Genomic DNA, 15598 nt, shown 5'->3' on the forward strand with positions numbered 1-15598 from the left:
CAGTGCAGCTCAGTTCTTGAACACCTTGTAGTGCAAGCGGCGAAGCGACCACCAAACCCCCAGCGCCACCACCGGAATCGCCACCGCCGCCGTGCTTTCGCCGCTCCAGGGCCAGCCCAGCTGAGCCGCGCCCTTGGCCAGGTAACTCACCAGACCGACGATGTAATAGGTGATGGCCGCCACCGACAGCCCCTCCACCGTCGATTGCAATTGCAGTTGCAGGCCTTGCCGCTGGTTCATGGTCGCCAGCAAGGCCTGACTGCTTTGCTGCTGTTCAATCTCGACCCGCGTGCGCAGCAAGTTGCTGATGCGCGAGACCCGTTGCGACAACGCGTCCTGGCGTCGGGTGGCCCACTCGCAGGTGCTGCGCGCCGGGGTCAAACGCCGATCCATGAATTCACCGATGGTCTGCATGCCGGGTAGCGCCGACTCGTTGATCTCTGCAATGCGTTTGTCCACCAGCTCAAAATAAGCGACGCTGGCCGAGAAGCGCGAATGCGTGGCGGCGTGCTGGCTCTCCACCTGCCCGGCCAGCTTGGTGAGGCGGTCCAGCAGCAGCGGCTCATCCTCGGGGCTGGCACTGCGAATGGCGCTGGCAAGCTCGGCCAGCTCACGCTCGGCGCTGGCCAGGATGCTGGACGCCTCGCGCGCCGTGGGCAAGCCCAGCAAAGCCGCCATGCGGTAGGTTTCAATCTCCAGCAAGCGCTGCACCAAGCGGCCCAATCGGCGCGGCGACAGGTTGCCGGCCAGCAGCACCATGCGTGAAAAGCCATCGGCATGCATGGCAAAGTCGGTGTAGACCTCACCACCCCCACCGGCCACGCTGGAGGCCAGCAAGGTATCTTCCTGCAGCACCTGCTTCACCAGCGCCGACGTGCCCGGCGTGTGGTTTGAAATCACCCACAGGTGCAAGCTGCACAAACACTGTCCGGGCAAGCCCGTCAGCCAGTCTTGCGGCACGGCGGCCAGCGCCTGCGCGGGCTCGATCTCGCCCAAACGGGCGGTGGGCAACGGGCACATGAAGGTCCAGCTGACAAACTCGGTGTGCAGCTCCCAGCGAATGTGGAACCGGCCCAGGTCCATCCGGAAGTGACTGGACTGCGCATCAGGCAGCGGCAGGTGGTGGTCGCGTAAGAGCGCTGACACATGCGCGCGACTGGCATCGCGCTGCGCCGCGTCGCACAGCATGACCACATGGGAGATCGCCAGGGGCGCCGCCAGCGCCTGCGGCGGGCGGGCGTGAACCTCGTTGTGCAGGGCCGCGCGTTGCGGGTGCTGGATCAAGCGCAATGGCAGATGGGTTTTGAGTGGCATGGGACTTCCTTGCGGCAATTGAGTTCAGGTCTCGACGAACGCTTCTTCGCGCTTCTTTTTGATTGACGGCAGCAGCACCGTCAGCAACAACAGGGTTGCCAGCGCCAACAGGCCCGCCGACAGAGGGCGCGTCAGCAAAACGCTCCAGTCCCCGCGCGACAGCAACAGGGCACGGCGCAGGTATTCTTCCATCATCGGCCCCAGAATGAAGCCCAACAGCAGCGGCGCCGGCTCCATGCCGAGCTTGATGAACAGATAGCCGATGGCCCCAAACAGGCCCACCATCCAGATGTCCCAGGTGTTGTTGTTGGTGGAATAAACCCCGATCGCGCAAAACAGCACGATGGCCGGAAACAGCCAGCGGTACGGCACGCTCAGCAGCTTGATCCAGATGCCGATCAGGGGCAGGTTCAACACAAGCAACATGGCATTGCCAATCCACATCGACGCAATCAGGCCCCAAAACAGCTCCGGGTTGCTGGTCATCACCTGCGGGCCGGGCTGGATGTTGTGGATGGTCATGGCGCCCACCATCAAGGCCATCACCGCGTTGGGTGGAATACCCAAGGTCAGCAAAGGAATGAAGGAGGTTTGCGAGGCCGCGTTGTTGGCCGACTCGGGCGCTGCCACGCCGCGGATATTGCCTTGGCCAAACGGCACCTCACCCGGCTGCAAGCTGGTTTTCTTCTCAATCGTGTAGGCGGCAAACGCCGCCATCACCGCACCACCGCCCGGCAAAATGCCCAACACCGAGCCCAGGGCGGTGCCGCGCAAGACCGCCGGCACCATGCGCTTGAAGTCCTGCCGGCTTGGCAGCAAGCCTTGCACCCGGGCAATGAATACGTCACGCTCGCTCTCATGTTTGCCCAGGTTGCTGATGATCTCGCCATAGCCAAACAGGCCCATGGCAATCACGATGAAACCGATGCCGTCGCTCAACTCTGGAATGTCAAAACTGAAACGCGCCACGCCCGAGTTGACATCGGTGCCGACCATGCCCAGCAGCAAACCCAGCAAAATCATGCCAAACGCCTTGAGCAGCGAGCCCGAGGCCAGCACGACGGCGCCAATCAGCCCCAGCACCATCAAGGAGAAATATTCGGCCGCGCCAAACATGAAGGCGAGCTCGGTCAAGGGCACGGCAAAGGCGGCGAGCACCAACGTGCCAACACAGCCGGCAAAGAAAGAGCCCAGTCCCGCCGCAGCCAAGGCCGGGCCGGCGCGGCCCAGGCGCGCCATCTGGTAGCCGTCAATCACCGTGACCACCGACGACGCTTCACCCGGCAGATTGACCAGAATGGCCGTGGTGGAGCCGCCATACTGGGCCCCGTAATAGATTCCTGCCAGCATAATCAGCGCCGACACCGGCGGTAGCCCGTAGGTGGCGGGCAACAGCATGGCGATGGTGGCCAGCGGCCCAATGCCGGGCAGCACACCAATCAAGGTGCCCAGCAGACAGCCGACAAAGGCATACATGAGGTTGATCGGTGTGAAGGCGACACCGAAACCGAGCGACAGGTGGTTGACTAGCTCCATCACGATCCAACCGTCAACGCGGGCCACACCACAAACTGCAGTTTGAGCAGCAGCACAAAGGCCAGGTAGCTCAGCACAGCCAACACCGTGGCCAGCGCCGCGGCTTCTTTGGCCTTGAAGCGGTCACCCGCCAGACAGGCGATCAAAGTCAGCGCGTAAATGCCGACGATCAAGCCCAGCGCAGGCACCTTCAGGCGCGGCAAGCCGCCCAGCGCGACCCCGAACACCAGGTTGGCCGCGATGATGAACACCAGCGGCTTCCAGGCAATGAGGCCCACTTTTTCTCCATCTGCCGTTTCAATCACGAGAGCCTTGAAGGTCACAGCGGCGCCCAGCAGCGCCAGCAACACGCCCAGCAGCAAAGGAAAATAACCCGGCCCCATGCGGGCGCTATCTCCGACTGTGTAGTCGGTGGCACCCCAAGCGAACGCGACACCGGCGACCATGAACAGGATTCCGGAAAAAAAATCCTTTTGACTTTGAATCTTCATCAAGATTTGGCCTGCAATGTCCGCTCGGGCGCAGATCAGGTCAACGATGGCGTGCTTGAGAGCACTTCTTCCAGCACCGTCAAACCTTCGGCCACACGCAAGGCGCCGGCCAGCCGCAGCGGGCGCATGCCATCAAGCACGGCCTGGCGCTTGAGCCCATCAGCGTTGGGCTCCCGGTTGACTTTTTCCTTGAAGGCCTCGCTGACGACCAACAACTCATACAGACCCATGCGACCCATGAAACCGGTCATGCGGCAATCGACACAGCCGACCGGTTTGAATGGTTTGTAAGCGCCGTTGATCTGCCAGGGCTTGACCACCTCGGCCAGCGCCTCGCGCGTCGCCGCTGGGTCTGGCACCTTGCATTGCGGGCACAAGGTGCGCACCAGGCGCTGCGCCAGCACGCCCAGCAGCGTGGCGTTGATCAGGTAGGACGGCACGCCCAGCTCCATCAAGCGCGTCACCGCGGACGGCGCGTCGTTGGTGTGCAGGGTGGAGAACACCAAATGGCCGGTGAGCGCCGCCTGCACCGCCATCTCGGCCGTTTGGCTGTCGCGGATCTCCCCCACCATGATGATGTCCGGGTCTTGCCGCATCAGGGCGCGCAGCCCCTCCGGAAAGCCAAAATCCAACTGCAGCTGCACCTGGGTCTGGTTGAACGACGGCTCGATCATTTCGATCGGGTCTTCGACCGTGCTGACGTTCACCTCTTCGGTGGCAATTCTTTTTAGCGTGGAGTACAGCGTGGTGGTCTTGCCCGAGCCGGTCGGGCCGGTGACCAGAATGATGCCGTTCGGCCGCTTGACCAACGCCTCCCAGCGCTGCGCATCATGCGCGGAAAAACCCAGGGCATCGAGATCCTTGACGGTGGTGTCCGGGTCGAAGATCCGCATCACCATCTTCTCGCCAAAAGCGGTAGGCAGCGTCGAAATCCGCATCTCAATCTCATCGCCGCGCGGATTGCGAGTCTTGATGCGACCGTCTTGCGGACGGCGGCGCTCCACCACATCCATGCGGCCCAGCAACTTGATGCGCGCCGTCATGGCAGTGAGCACGCCCATCGGCATCTGGTAGACCGGGTGCAACACACCGTCAATGCGAAAACGGATCACGCCCTGCTCGCGCCGCGGCTCCAGATGAATGTCGCTGGCGCGTTGGTCAAACGCGTACTGCCAGAGCCAGTCCACCACCTGCACCACACTTTGGTCATTGGCGTCGAGTTGCTTGTTGGTCTTGCCCAGTTCCACCAACTGCTCAAAACTGGCACCCCCGGCGTTGCCACCGGCCTTGTTGGCGGCACGCACCGACTTGGCAAGCGCAAAAAATTCTGCGGTGTAACGGTGAATATCCTGCGGACTGGCCACCACCCGGCGCACGCTGCGGCGCGACTGCCGCTCCACTTCAGCCACCCAATCCGTCATGAAAGGTTCGGCGGTGGCGACAACAACTTCCGTGGGCGTGACCTGCACCGGCAATATCTTGTGGCGCTCGGCATAGGCGGCGCTCATGGTGTCGGCCACTTTGCCCACATCCACCTTGAGCGGATCAATGCGCAAGTAGTCCAAGCCGGCCCGCCCGGACAGCCACTGGGTCAGCAGCTCGATGTCCAGCGGCTTGCCATCACTGACACGCCGCACCGACACGCTGGCCAGGCGCACCAGGGGGTGCTGCACACTCTCGGCCTGGGCGCAGCGCGCGTTGATGCGCTGGGCTTCTTCGGTGCTGATGACGCCGTCGCTGTGCAGCCAGAGCACCAGATTGCGCCAATCCAGCGGGCCAGCATGGGCCGGGTTGCGGGTCCTGGAGGCTGCGGCGCTGTTCATGACAGCAGCGGCTTGAACACGCGCACCCACTTGCTGGCGGGCAGGCCCCACTTCGCTTCAATGATGTCAGCGCGCGCCATCAAGACCTCGCGCTTGGGGCGGCTTGGCGTACTCTGCGCCAGCACCACGGTATTGCCTTCGCGCGTGGGCTTGAAGGCCCAAACAGCTTCCTTGCCAAAAGCCGCCGATATTTTTTCGACACTGCGGGCAAAGCTGGAGGCACGGCCGAACAGGTTCACTGTCATGCAGCCTTCCGGTGTCAACATGCGCCGACAGTGGTTATAAAACGGCAGGCTGTCGAGCACCGGCGCCGCCGCCTCATGGTCATACAGATCGACCTGCAGTGCGTCCACCGTGCCCCACCATTTGGGGTTCTGCATTTCTTGCGCAGCATCCGCCAGCACCACCTGCAGGCGGGTGTTTTCAGCCGGCAGCTTGAACCAGCCCCGGCAGGCGACAAGCACCTGCGGGTTCAGCTCGATGGCGGTGGTTTTCATGCGCAGTTCTTTGTGGCAGAACTTGGTCAGTGAGCCCGCCCCAAGGCCCAACTGCATCGCTTGTCGGTCTTTCACCGAATCGGGCTCCACAAACAACAGCCAGGCCATCATGCGCTGGATGTACTCATGCACCAGCGCGTTGGGCTGGTCCAGGTACATCGAGCCCTGAATCCATTCGGTGCCAAGATGCAGGTGACGGACCGGGCCGTCGTCAGAGAAATTTACTTCGGGGAGGGTGTGTGTGCGTTTTTTCAAGATGGGGCGATTATCCCCAAACGCTGTGCCGAACCGCCGAGAGCGCCCGGCACCCGGCACCTGCACGGACGTTCAGAGCAGACCGGCCGCCGCCACCGCCTCGCGCCAGGCCACGAGCTTGCGTTCAAAACTCCAGCTGGCATTGGCCGGGCTGGTTGAAGGCAACTTGAGTACCGGCAGGCCCAAGGTGGCGGTGTATTTGGCGTGCCGAAAGCTCTCGCCGCCGTTGTGGGCAATCAACCTGAGTTGCGGACAACGAAGCTTGAGCTGGCTGAAATCAGTGACTTGCGGCTGGCGAATGGCCGTATCCAGGCTGCCGGCGCGCTCGCAGGAAGCATAGACATCCCAAATACCAAGACCGTGCGCCAGCAACCAGGCGCTACGTTCTTCATAGCTAGCTGCGCTTATTCCACGGGGGCTGGAAGGTAAAATATCTTGAAGAATTCGCCAAAACTGATTTTGCGGGTGGGCGTAATACTGCTGCTGCGCGAGCGAGGCCACGCTGGGAAAGCTGCCCAGTATCAGCAGCCGGGTGTCCTCAGAGACGAGGGGTGGCAAGCCGAGCAGACGTGGCGTTGGGGACGAATAGGCAGTGCCTTTTTGGTCTTTCGACATCAGACCGGGAGAGGGGGGTTCAATGGAATTGAACGATCGTAGGACAGCTAAAGCGCTAGTTCACTGGGATGGCACACCTGGGCGAGTCTGGTCTTCTTGGCAAATCCTGGCGTTGCACTGCGGCGCTCAGTCTGCTGCAGCCATGCCAACAGAGCGGGGTCGTTCGCGCCCACTTGCGCCTCGACCTCTTGCAGACTGGCGAGATAGGGGGCCACGGGTCCGTAGTAATCAGTTTGCGGTCCAATGGACTGGAAGGCAATGTTCATGCGCTTCAACGAGCGCGCCAACGGGCGCTCCATGGCGGCGTACCAATGGCTGATGTCATTGGCGCGACTGTAGGCGTACATCTGGCGATAGAGTGTCAGTAGCACGTTCGTAGCGTCATCACGCCTCACACCCGGCGCCACCGCGCAGGCCTGCCCCCCCGCCACGCCTGCGAGTTGGATGCCACGCTGGCGCCGGTAGTCACAGCGCAACATCAGCCGACTGATCTCGGCGGCGCGGCCAGGCGCGGGCAGTTTGACGCCATTCGCGGAGGTCGTGCAATGACTTTGAAACGGGAACCGCTGGTCAGCATCGGGGCGAACCAGGCGCACATAACCCACCAAATCTTGCTGCGAGTCGAAAGCGTAGAAATGTTCTGCGGCATTGTCGTGTTCGTCCGATTCCACCCCATCCGGGTAGTTGTCCGGCGACAAGAAACTGCACTCCACGCAATAGACCTGGTACCTGAGTTCCAGGGCGCTTCTAAAGGCACGATGCTGGATGCGCAGGCCAGGCTGGTCCCAATGCGTCGCGCCAACCGTTGGTTTCATCGACCGCGCGGCCACGTCAAGGTCTCGTGTGGGGTGTTCGAGTCTTCCAAATCGATGGTCTTTGGTCTCAAAACGATGTGTTTTCATGGTGTCACGTGTCAGTAAAGAAGATTCATGCGCGGCCATCCTAAGCCAGGATTGCCTCAAACATGGGCGGGGTTTACAGACTGTTTCGAGTGGCGCACTATGTCACAGGGTCTTTGGATATTCAGCGTACATTGAGGCCGCTTTCGTTACAGTTTCGTTACAGCTTTGGCGGCATACGGGAGTCGTATCCGCGCACGGAACTGTGGAAAAATTATTGATTTTCTTTGACCCAGGAGATTTGACAAATGACAAACGCCTTTGATTACGAAACATCGATCACCCGAAACAACGGCTACATCACGGCCGAGACGCAGGCAAAAATTAGAAGGACGAGACTGCTGATCGCCGGCTGCGGAATTGGCAGCAGCCCCGCAGTCTGTGCAGCACGTATGGGCTTCGAAAATTTTGTATTGGTGGACGGTGACGTGGTTGACGCACACAATCTGAATCGCCAGTTCTACGACTTTTCGGATATCGGCAAGCCCAAGGTCGCGGCGCTGAAAGACAAGATTCTGAGGATCAACCCGCTGGCCCAGGTGGAGGCGATCGAGGCGTATCTTGATGCAGACAATACAGACGACATTGTTGGCAAAGCAGACATCGTGTTTGATACCGTTGATTTCCTTGACTTGCCCGCGATCCTGCGCTTGCATGACAGCGCAAAGCAACACAAGGCGCACATATTTACAGCCTTGAGCGTAGGTTTTGGCGCTTTGGTCTGGTATTTCCCGGCGGACTCCAGCCTGGCATTGACCGATATGCTGGCACCGGACATCGCGGACGTCAGTGCGGGCGGTGCTGTCCCCAGCTACGCCGATGTTTTCGCCTCATTCATACAACGACTGGCACCACATCTCGATGCTGAGGTCGTCGAGCAGGTAAGCAAGGTGCTCACCATGATGAAGGATGGCAAGCCCTGTCCGGCCTCGCAAGTCGCCGTTGGCAGCTTTGCGATCGGCGCCATGGCCATGTCCATGATCCACGACTTGCTGGCGGGCAATCCCGTCCCCTCGGCGCCCAAACTGGTCCTGCACAGCTTCAGGAGCTATCAGACCAAAATAGTGGATGTATCGGTCAGCCGGACTCAGGCCATGTAGTCAAACTCGGGCTATGACTAGGCTGTCCCGGTGTCGGAATTTTTTACAACCGCCTTACCGGGCATTGAGAGAGATGCCCTGCATGCGATCTAACTAATTGATTTCAAATAGAAAATAGAAACCCATCGAAGTCCGGCACGGTATGTGCTTTATTAAATCTAGCAGCTGCCGCCTTCTGGTACTGTTATTTTTCAAGGAGTTCGAAGATGAAGATGCACATCAAAGCTCTGGCCGTCGCCGCGATGACCGCGGTGGCGTCGCTGGCAGCAACAGCCGCCCCGCTGGAAACTTTGGCGGGCCCTTACAACTGGAAGCTTCAGGGCACGACCAGTGAGTACAGTCCGGTGGCCTACGGCGCTGGTGCCCTCGCAGAAACAACGTGGGGCATTGGTCAAATCACCGAAATCAACCAGTCCAACGGCGATCCTGCCTGGACCAAGGGGGACGGTGGTGATTACCTCTACTACATGCTCTATGGCATGGCCGACCTCACGGTCAACCCGATAAGCTCTGGCTTTAACATCTACAACGTGGGTTGTACCGGTGGTTTAGGGTGCGATGGAAAGATTCACATCGACATCTATCGCATGCCATCGATTATTTCTGGAATTCTCCAGAAGGACCCTGATGGTCGACTCGGCTTCAATGGCTTCAATGGCTTGACCAACGCCGCAGGGGCCAGCCTGTATTTGGGTCTTGAGCTCGTGCCGGGCAAAGTCATTGTTGATGATCCCTCCACTCCACTGATTGATGAAAGAGATGCGACGCTTTTCCAGAACGCAAACGCAAATACGCTTCCAACGACTGGTGCCGGTACGTTCTTTGCTGACGCCACCGGCGGGTCGGCCATGAACCAATGGAATTCCAATGGCTTTTTGTTGCCAAGTGGTCTTTTTGCGGATTTCGACGCAAACTTCACACTGAAGCCTAACTTTGCGGCGTTTGGCGGTGCGTGTCCGACTGGTTCCCTGCCTAGCGAGTGTTTCCTCGGACTGATCAATGATCCGGTTCAAAGTAACGCGATTCCTGAGCCAGGTAGCTTGGTTTTGTTTGGCCTCGCACTTGCTGCATTTGGTGTGATTCGTCGCCGCGAGAATAAGAAGTAAGTTTCAGAGCTCATCGACGGAAACTGCCTGGTTGAAACCAGGCAGTTTTTTTTGTTTTACAGGCACCCGTCGCGCAGGGTCGCAAAATTCTTGTCAAATTGCCAGGATTAGAGGCTCACAGTTTCCGACCTCTGCATCCATGCCATCAGCGCCGGATTCTTCTCCTCGAGATGCGCTTCCAGTTCACGCAGATCACCGATGTAGGGCGCCACCACGCCGTAATAGTCGCTCGGCGGTCCGATCTGCCGAAAAACGAAGTTCATCTGGTTCAAGGCGCGGGCCAGAGGGCGTTCCATGGCCGCGTACCAGTAGCGAATGCCGTTGGCGAGGCTGAAGGCGTACATCTGACGGTACATACTCAACAGAATTTGGGGCGAGTGGTCCCGCAGTTCATGAGCGCCCCTCGCAAGGTCTTCCTCAACGGTGACACCTTCCAGCACGTCGCCGCGCCGACGTCGGTAGTCGCGGCGCACCATCAATCGACTGATTTCGGCCGCCTGTGCCGGCGGCGCCAGGCTGGCGCCCTCCAGCAACGCGCTGCAATGAGATTGAAACGGAAAGGACTGCCCCAGGTCTGAGCGCACCAGGCGCACGTAACCCACCAACTCATCGCGCAGATTGAACGCGCAGAAATGCGCCGAGCTGGCATCGCGTTCGTCTGTCTCGCAGCGCTCCGGATAATTGGCGGCGGGCAGAAAACCGCGTTCCTCACAATAGACTTGGTAGCGCAGTTCAAAAATCCGAAGCATCAGGGCGTTGTCCCGACTCTGAATGGCCTCGCAACTATGGAACAGGGGCGCAAACTCTGCTTGATCTAGTGATAGGGTAGGCATGCAAGGTCCAGGTGACGCAAGATTCTGGAAGCTGTTATCAACGGCTAGAGTAAGCAGTCTGCGACTTGGTGGCCGCTGCGCACTTGACAAAAATCAATGCGGCCGGTTGGGCGCGGCCGGGGATCAACTCAGCAACAAAGCGCGCAGCCCGGGTAGCGCCGCCAGCGCGTTGCGCGTGGTGGCCTCGGCCAGTTCGTCGGCGCTGATGCCGCGCAGCGCCGCCAGCTCAGCCCCGATGCGCGGCAGCTCGCCCGGCTCGTTGCGGCTTTGGGCGGCACCCGCTGCGCGTTGCTCCGCCGTTTTGTACAACCAGTGCGGCGGCATGTCGGGCGCATCGGTTTCCATCACGATGGACCCCAAAGGCAGGCTGGCCGCGAGACGCCGCAACTGCAGCGCGCGCTCATAGGTCAGCGCCCCGCCAAAGCCGAGCTTGAAGCCCAGCGCCATGAAGGCTTGCGCCTGTTGCTCGCTGCCGTTGAAGGCGTGGGCAATACCGTGCCACTGCCCCGCCTTGCCTGCGACGTCGCGCAAGCCTTTAAGGACGCGGTCTACCGAACGACGGGTGTGCAAGATCACCGGCAAGTCGTATTGCTGCGCCAGTTTGAGCTGTGCCAGAAAAAAATATTCCTGGCGCTGACGCAGCGGGCTGACACACAGTTCAGGGACAAAGTAGTCCAAGCCAATTTCGCCAACAGCCACCAGGCGCGGGTCAGAACGGTGCTGCGCCAAGGCGGCGTCCAGGCGGTTCAGCGCATCGTCCTGCGCCTGCTTGACACACAGAGGGTGAATGCCGAGTGCGTAGCTGTCGTCGCCCGTGTGCGCCAGTGCCCGCACGGCGTCAAAGTTGCCAAGTTCGACGGCGGGCAACACGCAGTGTGCTACATTATTAATAGCTGCTCGCGCACGTACCTCAAGGGCTAGAGGCCAAAACTCTTGTGCATCGAGGTGGCAATGGGTGTCGATCCAAATGGTCATGCAGGGAAAGTACCATATCTACGTCACGGCGCTGACACCAAAATGTCATTTAGTCACCGTATGCTTGGTTGACTTTTTGGCGTTGTCGTCAAACTGAACGTCGTCACTCTATTCACAAGGAACCCCGCATGAAAGTCCTCCACGCTTTTCTCGCCACCAGCGCTCTCGCGCTTGGCCTGGGCACCACCGCCCTGGCCCAGGAAAAAACCCTGCGCCTGCTGACCTGGGCTGACTACGCGCCGGCTGAGGTGGTGGCGCAGTTCGAGAAAGAAAGCGGCTACAAGGTGGCGCTGACATTGTCCAACAATGAAGAAATGATCTCCAAGCTGCGCGCCACTGGCGGTGCTGGCTTTGACCTGGCGCAGCCATCGCAAGACCGCATCACGGGGCCGCAACAGGAATTCGGCATTTACAAGCCGATGGACATGAGCCAGCTCAAGGCCGAGTTGTTCATCCCCTCGATGCTGGAAGCCACCAAGAAAAACACGTCATTGGGCGGCAAGGTATATGGCCTGCCGCACATCTGGGGTACCGATGGTCTGGTGGTCAACACCAAGCTGACCCAAATGGCCGACTACCCGGACCTGTGCCGCAGCGATGTCAAAGGCAAAACCGCCGTGCGCCTGAAACGCCCGACCCTGCTCGCGTTTGCCTTTGCCGCCGGCAAAGACCCGTTTGCGCTCTACGGCAACCCCAAAGCCTACGGCGCGCTGATGGACGAAGTCGGCAAAACCATGATCGCCTGCAAAGGCAACCTGAAGTTCTTCTGGGACAACAAAGACCAGTTGCTCAACGGCATGCGCACGGGCGAGATCGTCGGCGCCATGATGTGGGACACCGGCGGCTGGAAGCTCAACGGCGAGAAGGCGGAAATCCAGTTCATCGCGCCCAAGTCGGGGGCGCTGGGCTGGATCGACACCTTTGCCATTCCGGCCAAGGGCAAGAACGATGCAGCGGCTTATGCCTGGATCAACTTCAATATGCGCCCCGAGATTGCGGCGCGCGTGGCCAAATCGGCCGGCAATTTCACCGCCTCCCAGGGCGCTGACTTGTTGATGGACGCCAAGCTCAAAGCCCAGTTTGCCGACAGCTTCCCGGAAGCCGCGTTGAAGAACGTCAAGTGGTACCCGGCCGTTCCCGCTGGCATTGAAGAGATTGAAGGCCGGGTGCTGGACCGCATCAAAGCGGCCAACTAAGCTTGGTCTGCATTGAGTTCTGACGCATCTGCTGCGCCCACCGCCTCTGATGCGGCGCAGCCTGACCTGCAGGCCACCGGCGTGGCCAAGCACTACGGCGCCTTTCGTGCCGTGGACAATTTGTCTCTCGAAGTAGCGCGCGGCAGTTTTTTCTCGATCCTGGGGCCTTCAGGCTGCGGCAAGACCACGCTGCTCCGCATGATTGCGGGCTTTTTGAGCCCGGATGCTGGCAGCATCCAGATCGGCGGCCAGGCCATGAACGGCGTACCGCCCAATCGGCGCCCGGTGAACATGGTGTTTCAGCATCTGGCGCTGTTTCCGATGATGAACGTGGGCGACAACGTCGGTTACGGTCTGGCGCGCCGCGGCGTGACCAAAATTGAAATCAAGCGCCGCGTCGGTGACATGCTGGAGCGCGTGAGCCTGCCCAATGCACAAGACAAACGCATTGACCAGCTCTCGGGCGGGCAGAAACAGCGCGTGGCAATTGCCCGCAGCCTGGTGCTGGAGCCCACCTTGTTGCTGCTCGATGAGCCCCTGGGCGCACTCGACCTCAAATTGCGTGAGCACATGAAGATCGAGCTTAAACAGTTGCAGGCGGCTTTTGGCACCACCTTTGTTTACATTACGCACGACCAGTCGGAAGCGCTGGTGCTGTCGGACCATGTGGCCGTGATGAACCACGGCCGCTTTGAGCAGGTCGGCACGCCGCAGCAGCTTTATTACGAGCCGCAGACGCCATTTGTGGCGGGCTTTGTCGGCGCCAACAACCGTATCGCCGGGCGCGCCACGGAGGTCAACGGGGACATCGTGACGGTCGCCAGTGGTGAAGGCTTGGTGATCCTGGCGCGCGCCATCGGCAAGGTAGCCCGCGGTGACACGGTCGAAGCCTTTGTGCGGCCGGAGGTTGCCAGCCTGTCGCGCAGCGCAGCGGTGCTGGCAGATGCCGGCTTGTCGCACTACCGGGCGCAAGTTGACAGCCTGCTGTTTGACGGCGCCAATTCAGCCGTGCTGCTGCATGAGGAAAACTCGCACACCGAGTTTCGCATCGCCTTGCCCCAGACCGGCCAATTCGCCGACCTGGCCGTAGGTGAGCGCGTGCACTTCGGCTTCGACCCCCAACGCGCGGTGTGTTTTGCGGCCAGCCAACAAGACGTCGGCCTGTCCTAGGCCACACGATGCCGGTCCATGCCCACTGAATCTCCCGGCGACGCCCTACCCTGCGCGCGGCTGATGCTCATGCTGCTGCTCGCGCCAGCGCTCTTGTGGCTGCTGGGGCTGATCGTGTTGCCGCACGTGGAGTTGGGCATCTTGTCGCTGCGCGCACGCGTGGCGCCACGTGTCTATGAATTCAGCCTGGCGCAGTACGGAACTTTCATTGAAGAGCCACTGTACTGGCACACCTTTGTGCGCACTGCGCTGATGTCGATCCTGGCCACTGTCATCACTCTGGTGCTGGCGTTCCCGATTGCCTGGACCATCGCCAAGCTGACGCGCGGGCGCAACAAATCAATGTTGTTCATCCTGTGCCTGATTCCGTTTTGGGTCAGCGAGACGGTGCGCACGCTGGGCTGGATGATTTTGCTGCGCGAGTCCGGCGTGCTGCCCGGTCTGCTGGTGTGGCTGGGCCTGACCCCGGCGCCGATCGAGATGCTCTACCACGACAGCACCATTCTGGTCGGGCTGGTCTACACCTCAATGCTGTTCATGGTCATCCCCTTGATCAGCGCGCTGGAAAGCCTGGACGACTCACTGATCGAAGCCGCCTACGACCTGGGTGGCAACGGCTGGTCCATCCTGCGCCAGATCGTCATCCCGCACGCCGCACCCGGCATCGTGGCGGGCTGCATTGTGGTGTTTATGCTGACCCTGGGCAATTACCTGACACCGACGCTGCTGGGCGGCAAAAATTCACAGTGGTTCACCGAGCAGATCTACACCCAGTTCATTACCCGTTTCAACTGGGAACAAGGTGCGGCCTTTGGCTTCTTGCTGCTGGGCTTGTCGACGGCGATCGTCTGGTTCGGCTTGAAACTCAGCGGCCAGAAGTTTGGTGAAGTGATGCAGCGGTCATGATTGCCTCCCTGCCTCGCCCGTTGTGGCTGCGCGCCAGCACCGTGATCTACGGCCTGCTGTTCTTTGCCTTTTTGTTTCTGCCCTTGCTGGTGGTGGCGGTATTTGCCTTCAACGACGCCGCCTACCCGGCGCCGCCGTGGCGCGGCTTCACGCTGGACTGGTTCCTGGGCGGCTTTGACACGGCGCGCCGTGGCCTGTTTGCCGACAGCGCCATGCTGGGCAGCCTGTGGACCAGCGTCGTGGTGGCGTGTTGGGTCACCATCCTGTCGGTCCTGGTCGGCACCGCCAACGCATTCCTGATCGAGCGCACGCAGTTTCGCGGCAAGCAAGCTTTGTCTTTATTGATGCTGGCGCCGCTGGTGATACCGGGGGTGATTCTGGGCATCTCGATCCTGGCGTTTGCCAGCCGCATCGCCAATCTCGCCGATGATGTGTGGGGCCTGGAACTGGAATTCTTGCGCCCGGGTTTGCCGCTGGTGGTGCTGGGGCAGTTCTCCTACATCGTGTCGATTGCCACGCTGACCATCACGGCGCGGCTGAAACGCTTTGACCTCACGCTGGAAGACGCCGCCTACAACCTGGGCGCCACGCGCGCTGCAGTCTTTGCCACCATCACCCTGCCCTACCTGCAACCGGCGCTGATTGGGGCAGCCGCCATTTCATTCTTGATGTCGTTCGAGAACTTCAACACCACGCTAATGCTGGTCGGCTCGGATGCGCCGCTCACGGTCATGATGTACGGGCGCATGCGCGAGGGGGCGACGCCGGTGCTCAACGCGGTGAGTTTGTTTTTGATGGTGGCTTCGGCGCTGCTGGCTTTGACGTTGTTGCGTGGCAATCCTTCAGCCGAGCCGTCGGCAAAGTCTTGAACGGCGCGAACAC

At 60.5% G+C, this 15598-nt stretch carries 15 protein-coding genes; 6 read left to right on the forward strand and 9 right to left on the reverse strand.

Features of this window, described 5'->3' with window-relative positions:
• Positions 1-9 precede the first annotated feature (9 nt).
• From GZ093_RS03650 to GZ093_RS03680, 7 genes are all read right to left on the reverse strand, one after another.
• Positions 10-1314, reverse strand: a complete 1305-nt coding sequence (locus GZ093_RS03650) for a DUF3422 domain-containing protein (protein ID WP_296482262.1) — start codon at positions 1312-1314, stop codon at positions 10-12.
• Positions 1315-1338: 24 nt separating this feature from the next.
• A complete protein-coding gene (locus GZ093_RS03655) occupies positions 1339-2850 on the reverse strand; it encodes a tripartite tricarboxylate transporter permease (RefSeq protein ID WP_296482365.1) in 1512 nt (503 codons plus the stop codon).
• Positions 2850-3341 carry a tripartite tricarboxylate transporter TctB family protein gene (locus GZ093_RS03660; RefSeq protein ID WP_296482264.1) on the reverse strand — a complete coding sequence of 164 codons (492 nt, stop codon included), beginning with the start codon at positions 3339-3341 and terminating at the stop codon, positions 2850-2852. The genes GZ093_RS03655 and GZ093_RS03660 overlap by 1 nt, the downstream gene beginning before the upstream one ends.
• 35 nt (positions 3342-3376) lie before the next feature.
• Positions 3377-5164 (reverse strand): type II/IV secretion system protein, encoded by a 1788-nt coding sequence (locus GZ093_RS03665; RefSeq protein WP_296482265.1) that lies wholly within the window; start codon positions 5162-5164, stop codon positions 3377-3379.
• Positions 5161-5919 carry a spermidine synthase gene (locus tag GZ093_RS03670; protein ID WP_296482368.1) on the reverse strand — a complete coding sequence of 253 codons (759 nt, stop codon included), beginning with the start codon at positions 5917-5919 and terminating at the stop codon, positions 5161-5163. The genes GZ093_RS03665 and GZ093_RS03670 overlap by 4 nt, the downstream gene beginning before the upstream one ends.
• Before the next feature lie 69 nt (positions 5920-5988).
• Entirely contained in the window at positions 5989-6531 is a 543-nt protein-coding gene (locus GZ093_RS03675) for a DNA-deoxyinosine glycosylase (RefSeq protein ID WP_296482267.1), read from the reverse strand.
• A gap of 47 nt (positions 6532-6578) precedes the next feature.
• A complete protein-coding gene (locus GZ093_RS03680; protein WP_296482269.1) occupies positions 6579-7433 on the reverse strand; it encodes a PEP-CTERM/exosortase system-associated acyltransferase in 855 nt (284 codons plus the stop codon).
• A gap of 245 nt (positions 7434-7678) precedes the next feature.
• Between GZ093_RS03680 and GZ093_RS03685 the strand changes: the two genes are divergently transcribed.
• Together GZ093_RS03685 and GZ093_RS03690 are read left to right on the forward strand one after the other, a co-directional pair.
• Entirely contained in the window at positions 7679-8530 is an 852-nt protein-coding gene (locus GZ093_RS03685; RefSeq protein ID WP_296482271.1) for a ThiF family adenylyltransferase, read from the forward strand.
• 206 nt (positions 8531-8736) lie between these two features.
• On the forward strand, positions 8737-9636 hold the full coding sequence (locus tag GZ093_RS03690; RefSeq protein WP_296482274.1) for a PEP-CTERM sorting domain-containing protein: 900 nt from the start codon (positions 8737-8739) through the stop codon (positions 9634-9636).
• A 107-nt stretch (positions 9637-9743) separates the two neighbouring features.
• On the opposite strand, the gene GZ093_RS03695 is transcribed toward GZ093_RS03690, so the two are convergent.
• Together GZ093_RS03695 and GZ093_RS03700 are read right to left on the reverse strand one after the other, a co-directional pair.
• The gene (locus GZ093_RS03695; protein WP_296482277.1) at positions 9744-10469 is read right to left on the reverse strand and encodes a PEP-CTERM/exosortase system-associated acyltransferase; all 726 of its coding nucleotides are present in this window, start codon (positions 10467-10469) and stop codon (positions 9744-9746) included.
• A gap of 123 nt (positions 10470-10592) precedes the next feature.
• Positions 10593-11444 carry a TatD family hydrolase gene (locus GZ093_RS03700; RefSeq protein WP_296482279.1) on the reverse strand — a complete coding sequence of 284 codons (852 nt, stop codon included), beginning with the start codon at positions 11442-11444 and terminating at the stop codon, positions 10593-10595.
• 128 nt (positions 11445-11572) lie between these two features.
• Here GZ093_RS03700 and GZ093_RS03705 point away from each other — a divergent pair, with 128 nt between their 5' ends.
• The 4 genes from GZ093_RS03705 to GZ093_RS03720 are packed head-to-tail and all read left to right on the forward strand — an operon-like array spanning position 11573 to position 15585.
• The gene (locus tag GZ093_RS03705; RefSeq protein ID WP_296482282.1) at positions 11573-12640 is read left to right on the forward strand and encodes an extracellular solute-binding protein; all 1068 of its coding nucleotides are present in this window, start codon (positions 11573-11575) and stop codon (positions 12638-12640) included.
• 12 nt (positions 12641-12652) lie between these two features.
• On the forward strand, positions 12653-13810 hold the full coding sequence (locus tag GZ093_RS03710) for an ABC transporter ATP-binding protein (protein WP_296482283.1): 1158 nt from the start codon (positions 12653-12655) through the stop codon (positions 13808-13810).
• 18 nt (positions 13811-13828) lie between these two features.
• A complete protein-coding gene (locus tag GZ093_RS03715) occupies positions 13829-14716 on the forward strand; it encodes an ABC transporter permease (RefSeq protein ID WP_296482286.1) in 888 nt (295 codons plus the stop codon).
• Positions 14713-15585, forward strand: a complete 873-nt coding sequence (locus GZ093_RS03720) for an ABC transporter permease subunit (protein ID WP_296482289.1) — start codon at positions 14713-14715, stop codon at positions 15583-15585. The genes GZ093_RS03715 and GZ093_RS03720 overlap by 4 nt, the downstream gene beginning before the upstream one ends.
• Positions 15586-15598: the final 13 nt, after the last annotated feature.

The sequence above is a fragment of the Rhodoferax sp. genome (assembly GCF_010365055.1).
GTDB lineage: Bacteria > Pseudomonadota > Gammaproteobacteria > Burkholderiales > Burkholderiaceae_C > Rhodoferax.

Coding starts and splice junctions, on each gene's coding strand:
- GZ093_RS03650 (WP_296482262.1), bottom strand. CDS start 1,314: ATGCCACTCAAAACCCATCTGCCATTGCGCTTGATCCAGCACCCGCAA.
- GZ093_RS03655 (WP_296482365.1), bottom strand. CDS start 2,850: ATGGAGCTAGTCAACCACCTGTCGCTCGGTTTCGGTGTCGCCTTCACA.
- GZ093_RS03660 (WP_296482264.1), bottom strand. CDS start 3,341: ATGAAGATTCAAAGTCAAAAGGATTTTTTTTCCGGAATCCTGTTCATG.
- GZ093_RS03665 (WP_296482265.1), bottom strand. CDS start 5,164: ATGAACAGCGCCGCAGCCTCCAGGACCCGCAACCCGGCCCATGCTGGC.
- GZ093_RS03675 (WP_296482267.1), bottom strand. CDS start 6,531: ATGTCGAAAGACCAAAAAGGCACTGCCTATTCGTCCCCAACGCCACGT.
- GZ093_RS03680 (WP_296482269.1), bottom strand. CDS start 7,433: ATGAAAACACATCGTTTTGAGACCAAAGACCATCGATTTGGAAGACTC.
- GZ093_RS03685 (WP_296482271.1), top strand. CDS start 7,679: ATGACAAACGCCTTTGATTACGAAACATCGATCACCCGAAACAACGGC.
- GZ093_RS03690 (WP_296482274.1), top strand. CDS start 8,737: ATGAAGATGCACATCAAAGCTCTGGCCGTCGCCGCGATGACCGCGGTG.
- GZ093_RS03695 (WP_296482277.1), bottom strand. CDS start 10,469: ATGCCTACCCTATCACTAGATCAAGCAGAGTTTGCGCCCCTGTTCCAT.
- GZ093_RS03700 (WP_296482279.1), bottom strand. CDS start 11,444: ATGACCATTTGGATCGACACCCATTGCCACCTCGATGCACAAGAGTTT.
- GZ093_RS03705 (WP_296482282.1), top strand. CDS start 11,573: ATGAAAGTCCTCCACGCTTTTCTCGCCACCAGCGCTCTCGCGCTTGGC.
- GZ093_RS03715 (WP_296482286.1), top strand. CDS start 13,829: ATGCCCACTGAATCTCCCGGCGACGCCCTACCCTGCGCGCGGCTGATG.
- GZ093_RS03720 (WP_296482289.1), top strand. CDS start 14,713: ATGATTGCCTCCCTGCCTCGCCCGTTGTGGCTGCGCGCCAGCACCGTG.